The organism is Cellulomonas chitinilytica, assembly GCF_016862675.1.
In the GTDB taxonomy this organism is placed as follows: Bacteria; Actinomycetota; Actinomycetes; order Actinomycetales; family Cellulomonadaceae; genus Cellulomonas; species Cellulomonas chitinilytica.
Genome location: NZ_BONK01000006.1, coordinates 207,485 through 228,430, shown reverse-complemented (window position 1 = coordinate 228,430; position 20,946 = coordinate 207,485). Strand labels below are relative to the sequence as shown.

General features: G+C 74.4%; 26 protein-coding genes and 1 tRNA gene. 9 read left to right on the top strand and 18 right to left on the bottom strand.

The window, feature by feature from the left end:
- Positions 1 to 126: 126 nt before the first annotated feature.
- The 8 genes from dtd to Cch01nite_RS10665 form a co-directional block, all read right to left on the bottom strand.
- On the bottom strand, positions 127 to 564 hold the full coding sequence (dtd, locus tag Cch01nite_RS10700; RefSeq protein WP_203753052.1) for a D-aminoacyl-tRNA deacylase: 438 nt from the start codon (positions 562 to 564) through the stop codon (positions 127 to 129).
- A complete protein-coding gene (locus Cch01nite_RS10695; RefSeq protein WP_203753049.1) occupies positions 561 to 1,535 on the bottom strand; it encodes an asparaginase in 975 nt (324 codons plus the stop codon). The genes dtd and Cch01nite_RS10695 overlap by 4 nt, the downstream gene beginning before the upstream one ends.
- Positions 1,532 to 1,876 carry a DUF2516 family protein gene (locus Cch01nite_RS10690; RefSeq protein WP_203753046.1) on the bottom strand — a complete coding sequence of 115 codons (345 nt, stop codon included), beginning with the start codon at positions 1,874 to 1,876 and terminating at the stop codon, positions 1,532 to 1,534. Before Cch01nite_RS10690 ends, Cch01nite_RS10695 begins: the two co-directional genes overlap by 4 nt.
- Before the next feature lie 53 nt (positions 1,877 to 1,929).
- Positions 1,930 to 2,349, bottom strand: coding sequence for a type II toxin-antitoxin system VapC family toxin (locus Cch01nite_RS10685; RefSeq protein WP_203753043.1), 420 nt, complete (start codon positions 2,347 to 2,349; stop codon positions 1,930 to 1,932).
- Between the two features lies 1 nt (position 2,350).
- A complete protein-coding gene (locus Cch01nite_RS10680; RefSeq protein ID WP_203753040.1) occupies positions 2,351 to 2,605 on the bottom strand; it encodes a type II toxin-antitoxin system Phd/YefM family antitoxin in 255 nt (84 codons plus the stop codon).
- Between the two features lie 70 nt (positions 2,606 to 2,675).
- Positions 2,676 to 3,824 carry an FUSC family protein gene (locus tag Cch01nite_RS10675; protein ID WP_203753037.1) on the bottom strand — a complete coding sequence of 383 codons (1,149 nt, stop codon included), beginning with the start codon at positions 3,822 to 3,824 and terminating at the stop codon, positions 2,676 to 2,678.
- Between the two features lie 82 nt (positions 3,825 to 3,906).
- The gene (gene ygfZ / locus Cch01nite_RS10670) at positions 3,907 to 5,079 is read right to left on the bottom strand and encodes a CAF17-like 4Fe-4S cluster assembly/insertion protein YgfZ (protein WP_203753034.1); all 1,173 of its coding nucleotides are present in this window, start codon (positions 5,077 to 5,079) and stop codon (positions 3,907 to 3,909) included.
- 4 nt (positions 5,080 to 5,083) lie between these two features.
- The gene (locus Cch01nite_RS10665; RefSeq protein WP_203753031.1) at positions 5,084 to 5,674 is read right to left on the bottom strand and encodes a heme-binding beta-barrel domain-containing protein; all 591 of its coding nucleotides are present in this window, start codon (positions 5,672 to 5,674) and stop codon (positions 5,084 to 5,086) included.
- A gap of 180 nt (positions 5,675 to 5,854) precedes the next feature.
- On the opposite strand from Cch01nite_RS10665, the gene Cch01nite_RS10660 reads away from it, so the two are divergent.
- Positions 5,855 to 6,226 carry a DsrE family protein gene (locus Cch01nite_RS10660; RefSeq protein ID WP_239070252.1) on the top strand — a complete coding sequence of 124 codons (372 nt, stop codon included), beginning with the start codon at positions 5,855 to 5,857 and terminating at the stop codon, positions 6,224 to 6,226.
- A 28-nt stretch (positions 6,227 to 6,254) separates the two neighbouring features.
- Here the strand turns inward: Cch01nite_RS10660 and Cch01nite_RS10655 are convergent, their stop codons facing one another.
- From Cch01nite_RS10655 to Cch01nite_RS10645, 3 genes are all read right to left on the bottom strand, one after another.
- Positions 6,255 to 6,770, bottom strand: a complete 516-nt coding sequence (locus Cch01nite_RS10655; RefSeq protein WP_203753025.1) for a DUF4395 domain-containing protein — start codon at positions 6,768 to 6,770, stop codon at positions 6,255 to 6,257.
- Between the two features lie 136 nt (positions 6,771 to 6,906).
- Positions 6,907 to 7,404: a TlpA family protein disulfide reductase gene (locus tag Cch01nite_RS10650; RefSeq protein WP_203753022.1), complete on the bottom strand. Its 498-nt coding sequence runs from the start codon at positions 7,402 to 7,404 to the stop codon at positions 6,907 to 6,909.
- A 1-nt stretch (position 7,405) separates the two neighbouring features.
- Positions 7,406 to 8,140 carry a hypothetical protein gene (locus Cch01nite_RS10645; RefSeq protein ID WP_203753019.1) on the bottom strand — a complete coding sequence of 245 codons (735 nt, stop codon included), beginning with the start codon at positions 8,138 to 8,140 and terminating at the stop codon, positions 7,406 to 7,408.
- A gap of 159 nt (positions 8,141 to 8,299) precedes the next feature.
- On the opposite strand from Cch01nite_RS10645, the gene Cch01nite_RS10640 reads away from it, so the two are divergent.
- The 3 genes from Cch01nite_RS10640 to Cch01nite_RS10630 are packed head-to-tail and all read left to right on the top strand — an operon-like array spanning position 8,300 to position 11,245.
- Positions 8,300 to 9,028: a winged helix-turn-helix transcriptional regulator gene (locus Cch01nite_RS10640; protein ID WP_203753016.1), complete on the top strand. Its 729-nt coding sequence runs from the start codon at positions 8,300 to 8,302 to the stop codon at positions 9,026 to 9,028.
- A gap of 2 nt (positions 9,029 to 9,030) precedes the next feature.
- A complete protein-coding gene (gene nhaA, locus Cch01nite_RS10635) occupies positions 9,031 to 10,302 on the top strand; it encodes a Na+/H+ antiporter NhaA (RefSeq protein ID WP_203753013.1) in 1,272 nt (423 codons plus the stop codon).
- A 10-nt stretch (positions 10,303 to 10,312) separates the two neighbouring features.
- Complete coding sequence (locus Cch01nite_RS10630; protein ID WP_203753010.1) at positions 10,313 to 11,245, top strand: alpha/beta fold hydrolase; 933 nt, start codon at positions 10,313 to 10,315, stop codon at positions 11,243 to 11,245.
- Between the two features lie 48 nt (positions 11,246 to 11,293).
- Here Cch01nite_RS10630 and Cch01nite_RS10625 read toward each other — a convergent pair whose 3' ends face one another.
- Both Cch01nite_RS10625 and nth read right to left on the bottom strand, forming a co-directional pair.
- Positions 11,294 to 12,049, bottom strand: a complete 756-nt coding sequence (locus Cch01nite_RS10625; RefSeq protein WP_203752995.1) for a hypothetical protein — start codon at positions 12,047 to 12,049, stop codon at positions 11,294 to 11,296.
- 132 nt (positions 12,050 to 12,181) lie between these two features.
- On the bottom strand, positions 12,182 to 12,880 hold the full coding sequence (gene nth, locus Cch01nite_RS10620) for an endonuclease III (protein WP_203752992.1): 699 nt from the start codon (positions 12,878 to 12,880) through the stop codon (positions 12,182 to 12,184).
- Positions 12,881 to 13,041: 161 nt separating this feature from the next.
- Between nth and Cch01nite_RS10615 the strand changes: the two genes are divergently transcribed.
- Together Cch01nite_RS10615 and Cch01nite_RS10610 are read left to right on the top strand one after the other, a co-directional pair.
- Positions 13,042 to 13,458 (top strand): hypothetical protein, encoded by a 417-nt coding sequence (locus tag Cch01nite_RS10615; RefSeq protein WP_203752989.1) that lies wholly within the window; start codon positions 13,042 to 13,044, stop codon positions 13,456 to 13,458.
- Between the two features lie 143 nt (positions 13,459 to 13,601).
- Positions 13,602 to 14,279 carry a Crp/Fnr family transcriptional regulator gene (locus Cch01nite_RS10610; RefSeq protein WP_203752986.1) on the top strand — a complete coding sequence of 226 codons (678 nt, stop codon included), beginning with the start codon at positions 13,602 to 13,604 and terminating at the stop codon, positions 14,277 to 14,279.
- 11 nt (positions 14,280 to 14,290) lie between these two features.
- Here the strand turns inward: Cch01nite_RS10610 and Cch01nite_RS10605 are convergent, their stop codons facing one another.
- The 3 genes from Cch01nite_RS10605 to Cch01nite_RS10595 are packed head-to-tail and all read right to left on the bottom strand — an operon-like array spanning position 14,291 to position 15,283.
- Positions 14,291 to 14,779 carry a RidA family protein gene (locus Cch01nite_RS10605; RefSeq protein WP_203752983.1) on the bottom strand — a complete coding sequence of 163 codons (489 nt, stop codon included), beginning with the start codon at positions 14,777 to 14,779 and terminating at the stop codon, positions 14,291 to 14,293.
- On the bottom strand, positions 14,779 to 14,937 hold the full coding sequence (gene sp36 / locus Cch01nite_RS10600) for a Sp36 family protein (protein ID WP_203752980.1): 159 nt from the start codon (positions 14,935 to 14,937) through the stop codon (positions 14,779 to 14,781). Before sp36 ends, Cch01nite_RS10605 begins: the two co-directional genes overlap by 1 nt.
- A 46-nt stretch (positions 14,938 to 14,983) precedes the next feature.
- On the bottom strand, positions 14,984 to 15,283 hold the full coding sequence (locus Cch01nite_RS10595; protein WP_203752977.1) for a WhiB family transcriptional regulator: 300 nt from the start codon (positions 15,281 to 15,283) through the stop codon (positions 14,984 to 14,986).
- 230 nt (positions 15,284 to 15,513) lie between these two features.
- On the opposite strand from Cch01nite_RS10595, the gene Cch01nite_RS10590 reads away from it, so the two are divergent.
- The 3 genes from Cch01nite_RS10590 to Cch01nite_RS10580 all read left to right on the top strand — a co-directional run bounded on the left by Cch01nite_RS10590 (position 15,514) and on the right by Cch01nite_RS10580 (position 19,008).
- Positions 15,514 to 17,922, top strand: coding sequence for a penicillin-binding protein (locus Cch01nite_RS10590; RefSeq protein WP_203752974.1), 2,409 nt, complete (start codon positions 15,514 to 15,516; stop codon positions 17,920 to 17,922).
- Positions 17,922 to 18,881 carry a metallophosphoesterase gene (locus Cch01nite_RS10585; protein WP_203752971.1) on the top strand — a complete coding sequence of 320 codons (960 nt, stop codon included), beginning with the start codon at positions 17,922 to 17,924 and terminating at the stop codon, positions 18,879 to 18,881. The genes Cch01nite_RS10590 and Cch01nite_RS10585 overlap by 1 nt, the downstream gene beginning before the upstream one ends.
- Before the next feature lie 53 nt (positions 18,882 to 18,934).
- A tRNA-Pro gene (locus Cch01nite_RS10580) sits at positions 18,935 to 19,008 on the top strand.
- 84 nt (positions 19,009 to 19,092) lie between these two features.
- On the opposite strand, the gene Cch01nite_RS10575 is transcribed toward Cch01nite_RS10580, so the two are convergent.
- Both Cch01nite_RS10575 and Cch01nite_RS10570 read right to left on the bottom strand, forming a co-directional pair.
- On the bottom strand, positions 19,093 to 19,638 hold the full coding sequence (locus tag Cch01nite_RS10575) for a P-loop nucleotide/nucleoside kinase family protein (protein ID WP_239070251.1): 546 nt from the start codon (positions 19,636 to 19,638) through the stop codon (positions 19,093 to 19,095).
- Positions 19,639 to 19,752: 114 nt separating this feature from the next.
- Positions 19,753 to 20,874, bottom strand: a complete 1,122-nt coding sequence (locus Cch01nite_RS10570) for an NADAR family protein (RefSeq protein WP_203752965.1) — start codon at positions 20,872 to 20,874, stop codon at positions 19,753 to 19,755.
- Positions 20,875 to 20,946 lie beyond the last annotated feature (72 nt).

Below are 20,946 nucleotides of genomic sequence, written 5' to 3'. Positions count from 1 at the left end.
GGCGTCGGTCACCGGTCAGCCGGCGACACGCGACCTGCGGTCACGGAAGGGCCCCTCGGACGCTTACTCCGAGGGGCCCTTTCCGTTGCCCAGCCGCACCCGCGCCACCGACGCCCCGGTGCTCGATCAGGACCCCGGCACCGACTCCAGCAGGATCGTCACGGGCCCGTCGTTCACGAGCTCCACGGCCATGTCCGCCCCGAACACCCCGGTCGCGACCTCGAGCCCCCGGGCACGCAGCGCGTCGACGACGGCGTCCACGAGCGGCTCGGCGACGGGGCGCGGCGCGGCGGCGTTCCAGGTGGGCCGACGCCCCTTGCGGGTGTCGCCGTAGAGCGTGAACTGGCTGACGACGAGCACGGGCGCCCCGACGTCGACGGCGGACTGCTCGTCGCGCAGGATCCGCAGCTCGGCGATCTTGCGGGCGATGATCTCGACCTGGGTGGGCCCGTCGCCGGGTGTCACGCCGACGAGCGCGACGAGCCCCGGCCGGTCGATCGCCCCGACCACGATCCCGTCGACGGTCACCGACGCGCGCGTGGCCCGCTGGACCACCGCCCTCACGCGTCGGGCCCGAACGTCGCGACGACTGCTCCCACCGGTGAGCCGTGACCCAGCACGGGCGTGGCGCCGATCGGGGCCAGGACCGCGGGGTCGACCCCGGCGACGGCGAGCGCCGCGGCGAGCACCACGGGACGCGGCCGGGGCGAGCCGTCCACGATCTTCACGGCCACCGCTCCCCCGTCGGGCAGCCCGGCGGCGTAGACGCCGTCCGCCCCGTCCTTGGCGACGAGCCCGGGCACGGCCTGCATGAAGCGGGTCGCGTCCCGCCCGGTGCCGGCGACGTGCCACGGGTGCTGCGACATGGCCCGGGCGACCCGCTGCTCGACGGTCCCGGGTCGCGCCGTGGCGATGCGGGCGAACGCCCGGGCCAGGCCGGCGAGCGTCGTCGAGAACAGCGGCGCCCCGCACCCGTCGACGGTGGTGTGCTCCACGGGAACGCCGGTGAGCGCCGCGACGGTGTCGCGCAGCGCCACCTGCAGCGGGTGCGCGGACGACAGGTAGTCCTCGGTCGACCAGCCGGCCCACACGGACGTCGCGAGCATCCCGGCGTGCTTCCCCGAGCAGTTCTGGGTCAGCGACGAGCGCGCCTGCCCGGTGGTCCGCCACTCGAACGCCGCCTCCGGGTCCAGCGGCCAGTCGGGGGTGTTCCGCAGGTCGTCGACCCGCAGGCCCGCGCGGGACAGCAGCCCGCGCACCACGTCGACGTGCCCCGGCTCGGCGTTGTGGCTCGCGCAGACGAGCGCCAGCTCCTCGTCGTCGACGTCGAGCCCGAGCCGCAGCATCCCGACGGCCTGCAGCGGCTTGAGCGACGAGCGCGCCCACACGACGACGTCCGGGTCGCCGAGCGCGAGCCGCACCGACCCGTCGGGCGCCAGCACCACGACGTGCCCGTGGTGCACCGACTCGACGAGGTCACCGCGCACTACCCGAGCGACCGGGACGGCGTGCGCGCCGACGTCGGGTGCGCTCACCAGCCGCGCCCGTTGTCCCACGGTCCGCGCGAGCCGCCACCGCGGCGCTTCGAGTACGGCTTCACGGCCGGCCGGACGTCGACGAGGTAGACGATCGCCGCGACCGCGGCCAGCAGCCCGAGGAACTGCGGGAACGGGATGACGTTGAGCGGGATCGACAGGAACGACACCACCACGGCCGCCGCGAGGATCGCCCCCCAGAACGACTTGGTCCGCTTGCCGGCGGCCGGGAACGCCGACGTGGGCCGCGTCATCAGGTCGACGGCCGCCCACACGGCGAGCGCGAAGATGGCGAGGTAGAAGAGGAAGAAGAGGACGACCTGGATTCCGGCGATGGACACGCGCCGAGCCTACGAGACGCACGGGCGCCCCGGCAGGTCGCGACACAGCAGCGTCACGGCACGACGCGCAGGCCCTCCGCCCGTGCCGCGGCGACGAGGTGCTCGTCCCACGCGGCCACCACGAGGTCCGGCGACCGCAGGGCCAGCGCGGACGCGAGGTGCAGCGCGTCGGCGGCCCGCAGCGGGTGACGCCCGACGAGCGCCGCGGCCTGCGCCGTCACGGGTGCGCCGAGCTCGAGCACGTGCAGGCCGGGCCACAGCCGGTCCCACTCGGCGACGGCGTGCGCCGCGACTCCTGCGTCGAGGTGGCCGGACCGCCGGCCGGCGGCGAGCACCGCCCGCACCTCCGCGTCGGCGAGCCGGGACGTCGCGACGAGGTCCGCGCCGTCCCACAGCGCGGCGACGAGCTCGCTGCCGGCCTCGCGCACGCACAGCTTCACGAGCGCGCTCGTGTCGAGGTAGACGACCGCCACGTCAGCGCCGCAGCCGGCGCACGAGGCCCGACACGGCCTGCGCGGGGCGTGCCGTGGGGTGGGCGGCCGGTCGCGGCGAGTCGGGCGACGTCAGCAGCCCGTCACGCTCCAGCCGGGTGAGCAGGTCCGCCGCGTCGATGCCGGACAGCCGCGCCACCGGGATGCCCCGCTCGGTGATCACCACGTCCTCGCCGCTGCGGGCGGCCTCGATCCACTGCCTGAGCTCCGCGCGCAACGCGCTGACCGCGACCTCCACGTGCCGACCGTACCGGGCGGCCGTGCGTCACGGTCGCGTCTGCGGGGCGGGTGTCGGGCGGGTCGGTCCGTCAGATCTCCGGGAGCCGCTCGCGCGCGTCCCGGGGCGGGACGCCGGCCGTCTCCAGCAGGTCGACCGCGAGCGACCTGTGCAGCAGGACGAGGCTCTGCGCCTGCCAGTCGTCGGCGGCCAGCACGAACGGGTCGAGGCGGCCCGCGACGTCGAGCAGCCGCTCCCGCGCCCGGTCCGGGTCGCGGCCGGTGCCGATCGCCAGGGCGAGCTCGTCGGCGGCGCGCGCGGTCGCCTCGACCTGCGCGGCGACGTCGTCGAGCGCGTGCGGCTGCTCCGCCTCGACGACGGCCCGCGAGCGCCGCACGAGCACCCGCGCGCTGCGCATGGCCCGGTCGACCAGCACGGACGCCTGCACCAGCCCACCGAGCTCGTCGTGGTACCGGCGGCTGGCCGGCGAGACCCGGGACAGCTCCTGCGCGTTCGAGGCCGTCTCGGTCCAGTCGTCGAGCACCGGCTGCGACGCGCGACCGCGCAGGAGCGCGTCGTCGATGTCCGGCAGCGACCGGGCGTCGAGCCCGCGCGCGAGCGCGTGCAGCACCGCGGCGAGCTCGTCGACCGCCGACCGGCCGAGGGCCCGCGGGCGCCGTCGCGGGTCGCTGGGCGTCAGCAGCGCGACGGCGAGCGCCACGGCACCGCCGATCACGGCGTCCACCCACCGCCCGAACGGCCCGCCGCTGGCCACGGGCAGCCCCACGATGACGATCGCCTGGACGCCCGCCTGCGTCGTCAGCATGGCCCCGCGGTCGAGGAACCGGCCGATGAGCGCCGCGACGAACAGCACCACGGCCATCTGCCAGGCCCCGGAGCCGATGACGTGCACGACGAGGTCGCCGAGCGCCACCCCGAGCGCGACACCGGCCGCCAGCTCGGCGACGCGGCGCACCGAACGGTCCATCGAGAACCCGAGCGCGACCCACGCGCTGACCGGCGCGAAGAACGGGTACGGGTGGCCGACCAGGTAGTGCGCGATGCCGAACGCGATCCCACCGGCGACGGCGGCCTCCAGGATCGGGAACCACGAGCCGACCACCCGCGCCCACCCCTGACGGACGCGGGCCTCGACGAGCCGCCGGGCGTCGGACCTGCGCGGACCGGTCCGAGGGCTTGGCCCGGGCAGCGGGACGGGACTGGCGGCGCCGGTGCTCATGGGACCTCCCCGTCCGGGACCGCAGCGGCCCTCGCCTCGTGCGACGGACCCGCACCGGTCGGCTGACGTCGCCGGCCGGACGTCACAGGCTCGGGTGCACCCCGAGCCCGCGGGCCACGGGCCCGCGCGGGGCGGGACGGTCCACGGACACGCCCTCCCCCGGCACGACCTGCTCCTGGCCCGCGGCGACGGCCCCGCCCTCGCAGTCCACGACGAGCGTGGCATCGACGGGCGTCGACCGCTTGACGACGGCGAGCGCGACCGGCCCGAGCTCGTGGTGCCGCGCGACCGTCGTGACCTTGCCGACGACCCGGCCGGGCTCGTGGTCGGCGGTGACCTCGTGCACGTCGGCGCCGGGCTCAGGCAGCAGGTGCCCGGACCCGTCGAGGTGCAGCAGCACGAGCCGCCGCGGCGGGCGTCCCAGGTTGTGCACGCGCGCGACGGTCTCCTGGCCGCGGTAGCAGCCCTTGTGCAGGTGGACGGCGGTGCGCAGCCAGTCGAGCTCGTGCGGGATGGTCCGGTGGTCGACGTCGCGGGCGGCGCGCGGACGGAACGCCTCCACCCGGACGGCCTCCGACGCCCAGGTGCCGACGAGCGGCCAGCCGGCGGCCTCCCGGGCGCGCACCTCGTCGACGAGCCGGGCACGCGGGACGAGCACGAGCCGCCAGGGCCGGTCGTTGCCGGGGTGCTCGTCGTCGGCGGGACCGTAGCGCGTGCCGCCGGGGGCGGTGGTCGGCCACGGGTCGCGCCACGTCACGGGCTCGTCGGCGGCACCCTCGGCGGACACGGGCTCGCCGATCGCGGACCACTCGTCGGTCACGTCCGCGATCTCGACCCGCAGCATGAACTTCATGCGGTTCAGCCACGCCGCGAGCGCGATCGGCGTCTCGGTGACGAGCCAGGTGGCCTCGCCGTCGTCGACGACCGCGGCCGCGTGCTCGACGTGCCCCTGCGGGCTCAGCACCAGCAGCTCCGTGGACGTCCGCGGCGGCAGCGCGGTCAGCTCCTGCGAGGTGATCGAGTTCAGCCAGCTCAGCCGGTCGGGGCCGGCCACGCGGACGACGCCGAGGTGCGACTGGTCGACGACGGCCCCGCCCCGGGTCAGCGCCCGCTGCTCGGCCGTCGGGTCACCGTAGTGCCACGCGACCCCCGCGTCCGGCCCGGAGCCGGCGACGGCCCCGCGGCGCTGCAGCAGCGGGCTGACGTGCCGCGGCGGCTCACCGTGGCTGGCCTCGACCTCGGCCGGAGCGCTCACCGGCTCAGCCCTCGTCGCCGGGCGTCGTCGTCGGCTCCACGCGCGCCAGCCGGGCCGACGCGTAGGACTGCATGGGCTGACCGAACGCCGCGATGTCGTGCGCCCACATGAGCTCGCCCTGCACCAGCCCGTACAGCCGCTTGCCGGCGCTCACGTCGGCGCCGCTGGCCGTCCGGGCGATGAGGTCGCTCACCAGGTCGATGCGGCCCTTGCCGACCGTGCCCACGTACAGGGCGACGTGGCCGGACGGGTCCGCGAGCAGCAGCTCGACGGGGTGCTGGTCGTCGGTGAGGTCGTCGGGACGCTCCGGCGGCACCCGCCAGTACCCCGACTCGGAGGCCCACACCGGGCCGTCGTCGTCCGCGGCGTCCTCGTCCAGCGCCGCCGCGTCGTCCGGCGCGACGACGAGCCGGATGGTCGACGTGTACGACAGGTAGGGGCCGCCGTCGTGGTCGAACACCACGTCCTGGGTGAACGCCGTCTCGTCGATGCCCGGGTAGCCGACCACGCCGGGTCCGTGCCACCGGCCGACGAGCCACGCCAACGGGTACACCTCGGGGGCGAGGCCCTCGGGGTCCGGCAGGACGAACGGCATGGGTCAGGTCCTCCTGATGATCGGGCGAGCGGTCAGCGCTGGCCCTTGTAGAGCTTCCAGACGACGAGACCCGCGAACCAGCCGATCGTCAGGGTCGTCGCCACGAGCAGACCGATGAAGACGCCCTCGGTGACAGTCATGGCACCGATCCTAACGAGCACGCACCCCTACCCTGTTCCGGTGAGCACCCCGACGCGCAGCCTGGTGATCAAGACCACGTCCGGCACCGACCGTCCCGAGGCCGCCAACCAGGCACTCACCGTGGCTGCGGCCGCGGTCGCCGCGGGTGCGCAGGTCAGCCTGTGGCTCACGGGCGAGTCCGCCTGGTTCGGCCTGCCCGGGCGCGCCGCCGACCTGGTCCTCGAGCACGCCACCCCGCTCGCCGAGCTCCTCGAGGTCGTGCTGGAGTCCGGCACGGTCACGGTGTGCACGCAGTGCGCGGCGCGGCGGGGCATCACCCCGGACGACGTGCTGCCGGGCGTGCGGATCGCCGGCGCGGCCGTGTTCGTCGAGGAGACGCTCGCCGAGGGCGCGCAGGCGCTCGTCTACTGACGTCCGCTCACGCGCGCCCGGCGACCGCTCAGGCGCGCGCCCGCAGCCGGACGCCGAGCAGGTACAGCTCGCACCCGAGGCACAGCCCGAACACCGCGTTGAGGAACGCCGCGACGAGCGCGAACGCCGCCGCGACGGGCACCGCCGCGGACACGCCGACCAGCGCGAGCACGAGCCCGACGCCGGTCACGACGAGCCCGACGAGCTGCGCGAACCGCGGCGGGCGCGGGTCCTCGAGCTCGGTCGGCGGTGCGAGCCGGGGCCGGACGACCTTCCGGAACAGCACGCCCTGCCAGGTGCCGCCCACCCCGAAGGCGACGCCGAGGGCGAAGCCCGCGGCGACGACGGCGAGGAGCGCGGTGGCGGCCGCCGACGTGCCGAGGAGCAGCACGCCGACCAGGAGCACGGCGGTGAGCGCGGCACCGAAGCGCGGGCCGCGGGGGTCGATGCCGGCGGGCGCAGAAGCGGGCCCAGAGGCGGGTGCAGAGGCGGGCGCAGAGGCGGGTGCCGACGGGGTGACGGTGGACGGGACGGGCTCGGACACGGGTGTTCTCCGGGGGTCTGGGGGTGCCGCGGACGGGCTGCGGCTGGACGGCGGCGGGGCCGGGGTCGTCGCCCGGTGACGTGGGCACCGGCTCGCGGTGCACCGGGGGCCTCGGCGGTGCCGGGGCGCTCGGTCGTCAGCGGGGCAGGACCCCGTCCGGACACGAGCCGCCGGGGTTCGAGCCGTCGAGGCACGAGGCGAGCGCGGCGAGCGCATGCCGGCGGTCGGTCGCGCCGGAGAGGCGACCGACGACGACGCCGTGGGCGTCGACCAGCAGGGTGGTGGGCGTGCGCATCACGTGGAAGCGTCGCACGAGGTCGAGGTGCTCCTCCACGTCCAGCTCCACATGTGAGACGCCCTCGTGCTCCGCGGCCACCTGCGTGAGGACGGCGTGGGTGCGGCGGCACGGGGTGCAGACCGCGCTGGACATCTGGACGAACGTCACCCTCGACCCCAGCGGCGCGCCGATCTCGGCGGCCGTCAGGCGGGTCTCGTCGCCCGTCGTCGGCGTGTGCTCCGCGTCGGCGACGACCCGCGGGTCGACGGCGGTGAACCGGCCGTTGCGCGCCCGCCACCACAGCCCCAGCCCGGTGGCCAGCACCAGGACGGCGACGACGAGCAGCACACGACCCACGTCAGCCCCCGAGGACCCGGCCGACGACGTACACGAGGGTGCCCGTCACCGTGACGGGGAGCGTGACGGCCGCGAGCGCCGCGGTCTTGCGCGACAGCGCGGGGAGCCGGTCGAACAGGGCGTGCAGGGCGGCGACGAGCACGCCGACCGCGAACCCGAGCGCGGCACCCGGGACGACCCCCATCCCGGGCAGCAGCGCACCCGCCAGGGCACCGGCGGCGGTCGCGGCGAGCGAGGTCACGACGGCACCGAGCAGCGGCGCGAGCGTCAGTGCGACGACCGCGGACCCGACGGCCAGCGCGGTCGCGCCTGCCACGACGAGCGACTCGCCGCCCGCCGACCGGTCGGTCGCCACCCAGCCCGTGACGGCGACGGCGACGGCCGTCCCCGCGACGGTCCCGGACACCGACTCGACGAGCCGCGGCCGGCCGTCGCGCCGCAGCAGCTCGTTGATGAACGCGAGCACGATCGCGCCGGCCAGGACGACGGGCAGGTCCCGCAGGTACGGCTCGTCGGCCACGAAGTGGACGACCGCCACGCCACCGAGACCGGCGAGCGCGACGACGACCGTGGAGCCGGGGCGGAAGGGCAGGCCGGCGAGGCTGGGCCAGCCGACGGCGAACACGAGCGCGAGCAGGCCCGCGGCACCGGCGACGTAGATCCCCCCGAAGTACCCGGCGACGGCGACCAGGGCGGCGAGGGCGGCCGTGACGACCGCACGCGTAGCGAGCTGCACGGGCCGCTACCGGGGCGCGCGGGTCGGGGACGAGGGGGTCTGCACGGCGACGATTGTCGCAGACGCGCCGCCACCTGCCGGTCGGTCGGCAGACGGTCGGCGCGAAGCGTGCGGGCCAGGCGGTACCGTGTCCACCACTCGCACGCGGGGAGGTACCAGGTGGCGGATCTGCTGCTGCTCACTCCAGCGTCCGGGGGCTCCGCCCAGGTGCTCCCGGCTCTCGGACTGCTCTCCCACCGTGTCCGCGTGCTCCCCGTCGAACCGTCGGCGCTGGTCGACGCACCGGACGCGGACATCGTCGTGCTCGACGCGCGCCGTGACCTGGTGACGGCCCGGACCACCTGCCGCCTGCTGCGCGCGACCGGCCTGACGGTCCCGCTCGTCCTCGTCCTCACGGAGGGCGGCCTCACGGTCGTCACCGCGGAGTGGGGTGCCGACGACATCGTCCTGGAGTCGGCGGGGCCCGCGGAGGTCGAGACCCGGTTCCGTCTCGTCATGGAGCGTGCGGCGACGACGAGCTTCGACGACGCCCCGCAGGAGATCTCGTCCGGCGAGCTCACGATCGACGCGGGCGGCTACACGGCCCGCCTCCGGGGCCGCCCGCTCGACCTCACGTACAAGGAGTTCGAGCTCCTCAAGTACCTCGTGCAGCACCCGGGCCGCGTGTTCACCCGCGCCCAGCTGCTGCAGGAGGTGTGGGGCTACGACTACTACGGGGGCACGCGCACGGTCGACGTCCACGTGCGACGGCTGCGCGCCAAGCTCGGCCCCGAGCACGAGCAGCTCATCGGCACCGTCCGCAACGTCGGCTACCGGTTCGACCCGCCGAAGGACCGCCGGAACGCGCTCGACGACCGGTCGGGCGTCCCCGAGCCTCTCGACGCCTGACCGTGCGACGCGTCGGGGAGCGCCTGTTCGGGGCGCTCACCCCCGGAGGTGAGCGCAACCTCGCCGACACCCTCCGCGAGGAGCGGGCCGGCGGGGTGCTGCTCCTGGTCGGCACCGTCGTCGCGCTCCTGTGGGCGAACGTGGCGCCCGCGTCGTACGAGTCGGTGTCGGGCACGGTCCTCGGACCGGCGGCGCTGCACCTCGACCTGACGGTCTCCTCCTGGGCCACCGACGGCCTGCTCGCGATCTTCTTCTTCGTCGTCGGGCTGGAGCTCAAGCGGGAGATCGTGGCCGGCGAGCTGCGCGACCCCCGCAGGGCGGTCGTGCCGATCGTCGCGGCCGTCGGCGGCATGCTCGTCCCGGCGGCGCTGTTCGTCGCCGTGAACGTCCGGGCCGTCGGCGGCGACCTGGCCGGCTGGGCGGTGCCGACCGCGACGGACATCGCGTTCGCCGTCTCGGTGCTCGCCCTCGTCGGCCGCAGCCTGCCGAACTCCCTGCGCGCGTTCCTGCTCACGCTCGCGGTGGTCGACGACCTGCTCGCGATCGTCGTGATCGGCGTGTTCTACACCGACCACGTGGCCCTGGGCCCGCTCGTCGCGTCCCTCGCGACGGTGGCCGTGTTCGCGCTCGTCGTGCGCCGCGGGTGGACGTCGGGCTGGCTCCTGCTCCCCCTCGGCGTGCTCGCCTGGGCCCTGCTGCACGCGTCCGGCGTGCACGCGACGATCGCCGGGGTGCTGCTCGGCCTCACCGCACCCGCGACGGCCGCGGCTACCCAGCGGGCGCTGCGGCTGCCGGGACCGCCCGAGTATTCGCTCGCCGAACGGTGGGAGCACCGGTGGCGGCCCTGGTCCGCCGGCGTGGCGGTCCCCGTGTTCGCCGTCTTCGCCGCGGGCGTGACGTTCGACCAGGGGGTGCTCGGCGACACCCTCGCCGACCCCGTCGCGCAAGGGGTCGCGCTCGGCCTCGTCGTCGGCAAGCCGGTCGGGATCCTCGCCGCGACCTGGCTCGTCGCCCGGTTCACGCGGGCCACGCTCGCGCCTGGGCTCGGCTGGGCCGACGTGCTCGCCGTCGGGCTCGTCGGTGGCATCGGCTTCACGGTGTCCCTGCTCGTCGGGGAGCTGGCGTTCGGTGAGGGCAGCGCGCACGACGAGCACGTCGTGGTCGCCGTCCTGGCGGCCTCGCTCGTGGCCGCGCTGCTGGGCGGCGCGGCCCTGTGGCGACGCGACCGGCACCACGCCCGCGGCGTCGGGCTGGGAGCCGGAACGGTCGGGTAAGTTCGCCTCGATGACGACCGTCGACTCCGCCACGCTCCTGATCGACGGCCCGTGGCAGCACCGGTTCGTGGCCGCGAACGGCGCACGTTTCCACGTCGCCGTGTGCGGACCCGACGACCGTGACGCCCCGCTCGTCGTCCTCCTGCACGGCGTCCCGCAGTTCTGGTGGGCGTGGCGCCACCAGCTCCCCGCGCTGGCCGCGGCCGGCTACCGGGTCGCCGCGATGGACGTCCGCGGCACCGGCGGGTCCGACAAGCCGCCGCAGGGGTACGACGTGCCGACGCTCGCGACCGACGTCGCGGGCGTCGTGCGGTCGCTCGGTGCGACGCAGGCCGTCGTGGTCGGCAACGGCACCGGTGGCGAGATCGCGTGGGCGCTCGCGGCGCTCCACCCGGAGGTGGTCCGGGCCGTCGCCGCGCTGGGTGCCCCCCATCCCCTCGACATGCAGTGGCACCCCCGGGCGGCGATCCGTCCCGGGGCGATGCGGCGGCTCGCGTTCGTGCAGCTCCCGTCGTTCCCCGAGCGGGCGCTGACCCGCGGCGACCTCGTCGCGCAGCTGCTCTCCGAGTGGGGCGGCACGCCCGGCTGGCCCGACGCGGGCACCGAGCGGACGTACCGCGACGCGATCCGTGTGCCGTTCGCGGCGCACAGCCAGATGGAGCAGCTCCGCTGGCTCGTGCGCTCGACGCCGCGGCTCGACGGCCGGCGGTACCACTCGGCCCTGGAGTCCACGCGGCCGCTGCCGGTGCTGCAGGTGCACGGGGCGCGGGACGGCCTGCGCCCCGCGCCCCGGGCGGCGCTCTCGTCGAGCACGGCCGCCCTCCTCGGGCCCGACTACCGCTACGAGCTCGTCGCCTCTGCGGGGCACTACCTGCCCGACGAGGTGCCCGAGACCGTCACCGAGCTGCTGCTCGACTGGCTCGGCGACACCGTCCCGGTCTAGCAGGCCGCGCCGGCGCCTCGGCCGGACGAGCACCCTGTCCCCCGTGCCTCAGCCGGCCGGGCGAGCACCCTTGTGCCGGCGCCGGAACCATGCCCTCGCCCCGCGTGCCCGTGCGGGCGCCCGCTCGCCGGCCCGGGCCCGGAGGAACGCCGTGGCGACGCCTGCGTACGGGCGGCCCCGGCCGTCGACACCCTCGTCCAGCATCGCGATCAGCTCGTCCAGCCGGGGGCTCGGCCCCCGGTCGGCGAGCAGCATCGCCTCGGCTCCGGCCAGCACGCGCGGGCTCGCGGTGGTCCGGTTGCCGAGGTCGCCGGAGCGGACCTGGGCGAGCAGCGCCTCGCGGTCGAGCAGCCGGGTGAGGGTCGGCCAGCCGGTGCGCTCGAGCTCCGCGGCGATGCCCGCGGCCACCTCGGGCGCCACGTCGGCCTCGGGGACCTTCCACCACGAGCCCGACCCGGGGGTGGGTTCGCCGCCCGGCGGGGGCAGCACCGCGGTGTACATGCCGAGCGACGCCGAGTGCTGGAGCGCCTGCACCACCGACTCGCTCTGACCCTGCCGGAGCCGTGCGAGCGCCGGTTCGGGAGTGACGGCGATCCACAGCTCGAACGCGCGGAGGTCACCCTCGCTGGGCCCCGCCGTTGCGGCCACCTCGACCACGGCGACGTCACCGACGGCGTTGCGTCGCACCCACCTGCGGTCGATCGAGCCGAAGCGGGGTCTCGTGACCTCGAACCCGTGCGCGCCGGCGGTAGGCCCGACCTGCTCGTCGAGCGCCAACATCAGAGCCGTCCGAGGGTGCGTCACGGCGTCAGGGTGCCACGACGGCCACTGTGCGGTCGCGTCCCCGCCCAGGGGGTGCGTCCGTCCAGGGGATGCGTCCGTCCAGGTGAACGACCGGATCGTGGCCCGTCCGCCTCGGCGCTCGGGTGCCGGGCGCTAGTCCTTCACCAGCGCCGCGGCCTTCACGGGGTCGGTCTCGCCGGCGCCGTACGACGGGCACAGCGCTGCCACCGGGCACGCGCCGCACGCCGGCCTGCGGGCGAAGCAGGTGCGCCGGCCGTGGAAGATCAGCCGGTGGCAGGCCATCGTCCAGTCCTTCTTGGGCAGCAGGTCGCCGAGCTCACGCTCCACCACGAGCGGGTCGTCGCTCTCCGTGTACCCGAGCCGCTTCGAGAGCCGCAGGACGTGCGTGTCGGTGGTGATGCCGGGGACCCCGAACGCGTTGCCGAGCACCACGTTCGCCGTCTTGCGTCCCACGCCCGGCAGCGTGACGAGATCCTTCAGCCGGCCGGGGACCTCACCGCCGAACCGCTCGACGATCGCCTGCGACAGCCCCGTGACGGACCTGGCCTTCGCCCGGAAGAAGCCGGTGGGCTTCAGGATCTCCTCGAGCTCGTCCGGGTTCGCCGCCGCGAGCGACTGCGGGTCCGGGTAGCGGGCGAACAGCGTCGGCGTCGTGAGGTTCACGCGGACGTCGGTGGTCTGGGCCGACAGCACCGTCGCCACCAGCAGCTCGAACGGCGACGTGAAGTCGAGCTCGCAGTGCGCGTCGGGGTACCGGACCGCGAGCGCGCGGTCGACCCGCCTCGCCCGACGCGTCCGGGCCAGTGCGGACTCCTGTGCGGTCGTCGTCACACGGCGAGCCTAGGACGGCCCTCTGACATGCGCGTTCACTCCTGAGCGCGGTGACACGTGCCCGGTTGCTCCCGACGGGGGACGCGTCGGCCGGAACGCTCAAGTCGGGCCTCCCGGGCACCGAGAACGAGGAGGAACGCTCCCCGAGGAGGGCCCACCCCATGACGCCACCCGTCGAACAACGGGTTCGTGACCTGCGCCTCGACCGTCGCGCCCTGCGCGTCGAGCACGCACGCGTCTCCTGGTGGCGCCGCATCGTGCGCGCACGGCTCGACCTCGCGGTCGCCCGGGCGACGGGTCCGGACGTCCTCGGCGAGGGTGTCGCGTTCCACCTGCCGCTCGAGGTGGGCGTCACCGTGCCGCGACCCGCAGAGCTCGCGGCCGTGCTCGACGCCGGTCAGGCGGGCGGCGACATCGCCCAGCTCGACGAGCTGCGGGCCCTGGACGCCAGGCTCGCGACGTACCAGGCGGGGGTCGAGGCGGCCCTCACCCGCGCCACCGAGCGGCTCATCGCGAACCTCGCGGACGACCCCGGGACCGCCTCCCAGCTCCTCCACAAGCCCCTCGGGCGCGGCTAGGCCGCAGGTCCTGCCCTGCATGGGGCAGACTTGTGGGGGCTGTGGTCGCTCGTCGCGGCCGCCCCAGGCTCGATGCCGTCACCGTCCGACGTGGGCGCGGGCGGCCGGCTGGCCGCACAGCGGCCGGGAAGGTGTGTGCCACGGTGGAGGACGACATCGTGCTGACGGCCCCGTTGTTCGCGGGGCTCGACCCGGAGGCCTCGTCGGCGCTCGTCGAGAGCATGAAGCCGATCGAGGCGGTCCGCGGCGACACGCTCTTCCACGAGGGCGACCCGGGCGACCGGCTCTACGTGGTCCGGGAGGGCAAGATCAAGCTCGGCCGCCGCTCGAACGACGGGCGGGAGAACCTGCTCGCCGTGCTCGGCCCGGGCGAGATGTTCGGCGAGCTGTCCCTGTTCGACCCGGGCCCGCGGACCGCGACCGCGACCGTCGTCGCCGACGCCGTCGTGCTGGAGCTCGGGCACACCGAGCTGGTCCGGTGGCTGCACGACAAGCCGTCCGTCGCCCAGCAGCTCCTCCAGGCGCTCGCGCGCCGGCTGCGGCGCACGAACGAGGCGCTCGCCGACCTCGTCTTCTCGGACGTGCCCGGTCGTGTCGCGAAGGCGCTGCTCGACCTGTCGACGCGGTTCGGCGAGCCCGTCGACGAAGGGGTGCGGGTCGCGCACGACCTCACGCAGGAGGAGCTCGCCCAGCTCGTCGGCGCGTCGCGCGAGACCGTCAACAAGGCGCTCGCCGACTTCGCCGCGCGCGGGTGGGTCCGCCGCGAGGGCCGCGCCGTGGTGCTCCTCGACGTCGACAGGCTGGAGCGCCGGGCCCGCTGAGGCCCGGCCGGTCAGGCCTTCAGCTCGACGACGATCTCCACCTCGACCGGGGAGTCCAACGGCAGCACCGCCACGCCGACGGCCGACCGGGCGTGCACCCCGGCGTCGCCGAGCACGTCGTGCAGCAGGAGGCTCGCGCCGTTGACCACGGCGGGCTGCCCGGTGAACGCCGGGTCGCTCGCCACGAACCCGACGACCTTGATGACGCGCGCGATCCGGTCGAGCGCGTCGGCACCCGTGGGTCCGCCGTCGGCCGCGACGACCGCCGCGACCGCCGCGAGGGCGTTCAGGGCCGCGGTGCGGGCGTAGACCGTCGCGTCGTCCGGCGCGACGTCGGCGCCGACCTTGCCCGTGGCGAGCAGCGCACCGTCGACGAAGGGCAGCTGCCCGGACGTGTGGACGTAGGCGCCCGACCGGACGGCCGGGACGTACGCCGCGACGGGCAGCGCGACCTGCGGCAGCTCGAGGCCGAGCTCGGCCAGCCGGGCGGCCGCACCCATCAGGACTCCTTGGGCCGCTTGAGGTACGCCACCAGCCCGGCGTCGGGACCCTGGATCACCTGGACCAGCTCCCAGCCGTCGGCCCCCCACTGGTCGAGGATCGCCTTCGTGGCGTGGATGATGAGCGGAATCGTCGCGTACTCCCACTTCGTGGCCATGCGCCACACCCTAGTGCGCACCTGACCACGCGGTGTGCAAGCGCTCTCACCGGACCGGGAGCGCTCCGCTCTCCGAGCCGACCAGCTCGGACCACCAGGACCGCACGTCCGGCCGGCGGCGCAGCAGCGCGCGCCGCTCCCGCTCGGTCATGCCGCCCCAGACCCCGAAGTCCATGCGGTTGTCGAGCGCGTCGGCGAGGCACTCCAGGCGCACCGGACAGCCCAAGCACACCGTCCGGGCCTCGCGCTGCGCGGCACCCTCGACGAACAGGGCGTCGGGCGAGATCTTGCCCGTGCCGCACGCGGCAACCGCCGTCCAGTGCGCGTCGTAGGTGACAGTCGACACTCGCCCTCCTGGCGCGATGACGGGAGCGTGCCGCAGCGAACGCTCCCGGGTCCTGCCGGGAAACTAGCGGGTGCCGGAGGCATCTGGCGAGCCTCCATTCGGGTCATATCGACTGATGGACGGGTGACCATGTTCCGTGACCGCCTCCCGCATGTGCAGGTTGGGTGCAGGTCCACCCCGCCGCGCGACAGCGGGCCGGTCCTGCAAGGACGCCCGACTACCCTGTCGGCATGCCGAACCCTGCGCGCTCGCGCGGCCGACAGGTCAACGCCTTCCAGGCGTTGGCCCTCCTGCTGTCCTTCGTCCTCGTGGCCGGCGTCGGCGGTGTGCTCGCCGCCGGGCTGACGCTCCCGGGCGTCGCCGCCGCGAACGGCGTCACCGACCTCTCGATCACCGCCTTCGACGGGCTGCCGACCGAGCTCGGGACCACGACGCTGCCGGAGAAGTCGACGATCCTCGCGGCCGACGGCTCACTGCTCGCGACGTTCTACGACCAGAACCGGGTCGTCGTGCCGCTCACCGAGATCTCGCCGCTGCTCCAGCACGCGGTCATCGCGACCGAGGACAGGCGGTTCTACGAGCACGCGGGCGTGGACCCCCAGGGCATGGCGCGCGCGTTCGTCAAGAACCTCGCCGGTCAGGACCAGGAGGGCGCCTCGACGCTCACCCAGCAGTACGTGAAGAACGTGCTGATCGAGAAGGCGCTGTCGACCGGCACCAAGGCCGAGCAGCTCGCCGCGGTCGAGGCGGCGAAGGAGCACGAGGGCACCGAGGGGTACGCGCGCAAGCTGCGCGAGGCCAAGCTGGCCATCGCCCTCGAGAAGACGATGACGAAGGACCAGATCCTCGAGAAGTACCTGAACATCGCCCAGTTCGGCGCCTCGGTGTACGGCGCGGAGTCGGCGGCGCAGTACTACTTCGGCAAGCCCGCGAAGGACATCAACTACCTCGAGGCCGCGACGATCGCCGGCATCACCCAGAGCCCGACCAAGTGGGACCCGACGATCAACCCCGGGGACTCGGAGACGCGCCGCAACCGCGTCCTGCTCAACATGAAGAAGCAGGGCTACATCACCGCCGAGGAGTACACCGCCGGCGTCACCACCCCACTCCCCGCGACGCTCAACGTGCACCCGCTCCGGCAGGGCTGCATGACGGCGGGCGACGTGGTCGCGGGTGCCGGCTACTTCTGCGACTACGTCACGAAGGTCATCGTCAACGACCCCGCGTTCGGCCCGACACCCGACGACCGCAAGGCGGTCCTCTACCGCGGCGGCCTCATCATCACGACGACGCTCGACCCGCGGCTCCAGACGATCGCCGACGCCGAGGTCAAGGCCTCGATCCCCGTCGACGACACGTCAGGCGTCGCCGACGCGCTCGTGACGGTCCAGCCGGGCACGGGCAAGATCCTCGCGATGGCGCAGAACCGGAACTACACGCCGGTCGCGGCGAACCCCGGTGACGAGCCGATCAACTACAACACCGACTTCCAGTACGGCGCCTCGCAAGGCTTCTCCCCCGGCTCGACGTTCAAGCCGTTCACCCTCCTCGAGTGGCTGAAGGAGGGGCACAGCCTGTACGAGACGATCGACGCGACGCCCCTGCAGTACCCGATGAACGCGTTCCACGGCAGCTGCACCAAGCTCTCGGGCGGGACGTACAAGTTCCACAACTCGAGCGGCGGCGAGACGCACCCGATGACCGTCCTCGACGCGACCCGTAACTCCGTGAACTCCGCGTACATCGCGATGGGCACCAAGCTCGACCTGTGCGCGATCATGCAGGGCGCGACCGACCTCGGCGTCCACACGCCGGGCTCCCGCACCGTCGCTCCCGAGCCGTACAAGCCGTACCCCGCCAACATCATCGGCTCCGACACGGTCGCGCCGCTGACGATGGCCGCCGCGTACGCGACGTTCGCGTCCGGTGGCGTGTACTGCGCCCCGATCGCCATCACCAGCGTCAAGGACCCGGCCGGCACCGAGCTCCCGGTCCCGCAGGCGGGCTGCCACCAGGCGATCGACCCGAAGTACGCCAACGCGATCAACTTCGCGCTCAGCGGGATCTGGGACGGCACGGCGCGAGGCGTCGGCGAGCCGCCGTTCCCGTCGGCCGGCAAGACCGGTACGACGTCGGAGAACGAGTACACCTGGTTCGCCGGCTACACGCCGCTGCTCGCCACGGTGTCCTGGATCGGCTTCAGCGCGAAGCCCACCCCCGTGCAGGACGTCATCATCAAGGGCAAGTTCTACCCCCGGCTGTTCGGTGCGACGTTCGCCGCCCCGCTGTGGAAGGCCTTCATGGTCCAGGCGCTCGACGGTGCGCCGAACCCCGCGTTCGCCGCACCCGACGACAAGCAGGTGTTCGGCGAGAAGAAGTTCGTGCCGAACGTCGTCGGGAAGTCCGTGGGTGACGCCACCGCGGCACTCAAGGGTGCCGGGTTCTCCGTGTCGGTCGACCCGAACCCGGTCGCCTCGACGGTCCCTGCCGGCTCGGTCGCCGAGCAGAGCCCGACAGGGAGCACGACGCCCGGCTCCGTGGTGACGCTGCGCCTCTCGAACGGGCAGCCGCCGGCCGGTCCCGGGCTGCCCGGCTTCCCGGGGAACGGCAACGGCGGCGGGAACGGCGGCCACTGATGGGCTCCGCGTCCGGCGGTGCAGGCACCCTGGCCCGCACCGCCGGCGGCCTCGCGCTCGCCGGGGCCGCGGCCCTCGCCTGGGCGTCGCTCGTCGAGGTCCGCTGGTACACGCTGCGCGAGCTGACCGTGCCGGTGCTCCCGGCCGGGCAGGCACCCCTGCGGATCCTGCACCTGTCCGACCTGCACCTGCTGCCCGGTCAGCAGCGCAAGGTCGACTGGGTGCGTGACCTCGCGTCCCTGGACCCCCACCTCGTCGTCGACACCGGCGACAACTGGGCCCACCTCGACGCGATGCCCGCGCTGCTGCACGCGCTCGAGCCGCACCTGGCACGGCCCGGCGCGTTCGTGTGGGGCTCGAACGACTTCATCGCGCCGATCTTCAAGAACCCGGCGCGGTACCTGCTGCCCGACGCCCGCGTGCCGCACCACCCGGAGCCCGTGCACCTGCCGTGGCGCGAGCTCGGCGCCCGGTTCCGTGACGCCGGCTGGATCGACCTCGACAACCGCCGGGACGTCGTCGAGGTCGACGGCCGCCGCCTCTCGCTCGTCGGCACCAACGACGCGCACATGAACCTCGACCGGTACCCGCCCGCGGGCCGACCGGACGACGCCCGCACCGGCGACGGCAGCGTCGACCTGCACGTCGGCGTCACGCACGCCCCCTACCGGCGCGTGCTCGACGCGATGCACGACGACGACGTGGACCTCGCGATCGCCGGCCACACCCACGGCGGCCAGCTCGCCGTGCCGGGCTGGGGCGCGCTCGTGACGAACTGCGACCTGGACACCCGCCGGGCCAAAGGTCTGCACGGCTGGCCCGGACCGCGCCCCGACCGCCCGGGTGGCGCCGGGTCCACGTGGCTGCACGTCTCCGCCGGGCTCGGGACCTCGCCGTACGCCCCGGTGCGGTTCGCCTGCCGCCCCGAGGCGACGCTGCTCACACTCGTCGCCGGCTGACCGTATCCGGTTTCGTCGTAGGGGCACCCGTCGGCTATCCTTACGGGGCTCCACGGGGTGTGGCGCAGCTTGGTAGCGCGCTTCGTTCGGGACGAAGAGGTCGTGGGTTCGAATCCCGCCACCCCGACAGTGTGAAAGGCCCTCTGGTCAGCGGAAGCGCTGGCGCCAGGGGGCCTTTCGCTTTCCCCGACCCGCCCAGCGCAGGACGGCGTCAGGGCGCCAGCGGCGGCCAGCGGTGCACCCGCCACTCGTCCCACGTGCCGAACCCGTCCGGTGGACGGCCCACAGGCTCACTGCCATCGATCTCACCCGGCGACGGGACCTCGATCGCGCCCGCCCACCTGGCGAGCTCCTCGTCCGACATGGGCCAGGTCGTGTGCGGCTCGTCCGCTTGGCGCTGGTCCAGCCGACTCCGCTGCTCGGCCGGGGTCAGCTCCACGTAGAGCATCTCGACGTCTGCCCCACGGTCTGTCGCTGCCTGCCGGAGTGCGGAGCGCTCATCTCGACTCCACAGTCCGAAGTCGACGACGACGTTGATGCCGAGTTCGAGGGCACGCAGTCCGATCTCGATCAGGCGGCCCTCGATGACGTCCGAGGCCGACGGCGGGTTCGCCAGTCCGTACAGCGCCTTCACCCACTCGTCCTTGGTGAGGCGCAGCGCGTCCTGCTCGGCCTCTACCCGGCGCGCCGCGGTCGTCTTCCCGGTCCCGGGAAGCCCCACGGTCAGGAACAGCGTCGGTCGCGTCTTCAGGCTCACAGGCGACATCGTGCCCGCCCGGCTGAGGGTTGAGCGGGCCGCGGCCGCTTGGGGCGGTGCACGCGCCGACCGGCCGGTCGACGCGAGTCCCGTCGTCGTGCGCCGGTCGGGGCGTCATCGCCTCCAGCGTCGAGGGCCCACCCCGCCAGCTGCTTCGTCGGCGAGCTCGGATCGGACGAGCTCGAGCAGTCGTCCCATCCAGTTCTCGCCGCCGTCGGCGCAGCCCCACACGTGGTCGTCGAACGCCTGGTAGAGGATCTGCGAGCTCCCGGTCGAGCGGAGGAGCTGCGCGAGGTCCTTCTCCTTCCCGAACCGGTGCCGCAGCAGGTCGGTCATGACGGCGAGCTGCCGATCGGGCCAGTCAGGCCGGAGGCCGGCAGCGCGCGCCGCCTTCTCGACCGCGAACGGCGTCGGCGCGGACAGGACGTCGGATCGGCGGCCGCGGTCCTCGAGGGCGGCCGACCAGAACGCGTGGTGCGCGCTCGGGTAGGTCCGGCCTCGGTACCGGATCGGGCGGGGGAACTCGGGCCGGAGCGCGGTGGCGCCGAGCTCTGCGGGCCACCCGTTCGGGTAGGAGGTCTGCGGCACGAGCGTCGTCGTGCGCCGTGGGGTGCGCGTCGTGCGGGTGGCCGCTGCCGCCTTGTCGGCGCGCGGTCTGCGCTCCGCGAAGTAGGCCGTGGCTCGCTCGTGGTCGGCGGCCGTCACCGTCCGGCCGTCCGCGACGGTCCCGGCCGGCGTCATGAGCGTGCGCAGCGGCAGGTCCTTGGCGTCCATGTCGCCGAGGACGAACCTGCGCAGGTGCCGGGGGATCTCGCCGTACGCGGCGCGGACCGCCGCACGTCCCTCCTCGCTCGGCGTCTCGAGGAAGCGCTCGAGCGCGGCCATGCACCTGCCGGCCGCCGTCGGCCTGCCGGCGAGCCGGTCGACCTCGTCGACGACCTCCCGGACGAGCTCGTCGCCGCTGAGGTGGTTCGTCGGTTCCGTGGCGGTCCAGCTCGCCAGCAGATGTGCCGAGACCCGGGCCCCGGCGGGCAGCTCCGTGGCGACCCACCCGGACGCGACCTTCTGCCGGAACTCGGCGAGGTCGACGAGGCCCCAGCAGTCGACGAGGCCGTCCTCGTAGATCTTGAGCTCCGTCAGGTAGAACGTGTCCCCGTTGTGGATGAAGACCGTCCGCCAGGTGCCCTCGACCCGTTCGCCACCGTCCATGCGGTACGTCTGCTGCCAACCGCTCACGGCCAGAGAGTAGCGACGAGACGAGGACCGCACCGACGACTGCGCTCAGAACGTCGTGATGAAACCGCACCA

What these genes read in the sequence shown, in the direction of transcription:
- Cch01nite_RS10675 (WP_203753037.1), bottom strand. Translation starts at nt 3,824, where the DNA reads ATGAGCACCGGCGCCGCCAGTCCCGTCCCGCTGCCCGGGCCAAGCCCT.
- Cch01nite_RS10665 (WP_203753031.1), bottom strand. Translation starts at nt 5,674, where the DNA reads ATGCCGTTCGTCCTGCCGGACCCCGAGGGCCTCGCCCCCGAGGTGTAC.
- Cch01nite_RS10630 (WP_203753010.1), top strand. Translation starts at nt 10,313, where the DNA reads ATGACGACCGTCGACTCCGCCACGCTCCTGATCGACGGCCCGTGGCAG.
- Cch01nite_RS10615 (WP_203752989.1), top strand. Translation starts at nt 13,042, where the DNA reads ATGACGCCACCCGTCGAACAACGGGTTCGTGACCTGCGCCTCGACCGT.
- Cch01nite_RS10605 (WP_203752983.1), bottom strand. Translation starts at nt 14,779, where the DNA reads ATGGGTGCGGCCGCCCGGCTGGCCGAGCTCGGCCTCGAGCTGCCGCAG.
- sp36 (WP_203752980.1), bottom strand. Translation starts at nt 14,937, where the DNA reads ATGGCCACGAAGTGGGAGTACGCGACGATTCCGCTCATCATCCACGCC.
- Cch01nite_RS10590 (WP_203752974.1), top strand. Translation starts at nt 15,514, where the DNA reads ATGCCGAACCCTGCGCGCTCGCGCGGCCGACAGGTCAACGCCTTCCAG.
- Cch01nite_RS10585 (WP_203752971.1), top strand. Translation starts at nt 17,922, where the DNA reads ATGGGCTCCGCGTCCGGCGGTGCAGGCACCCTGGCCCGCACCGCCGGC.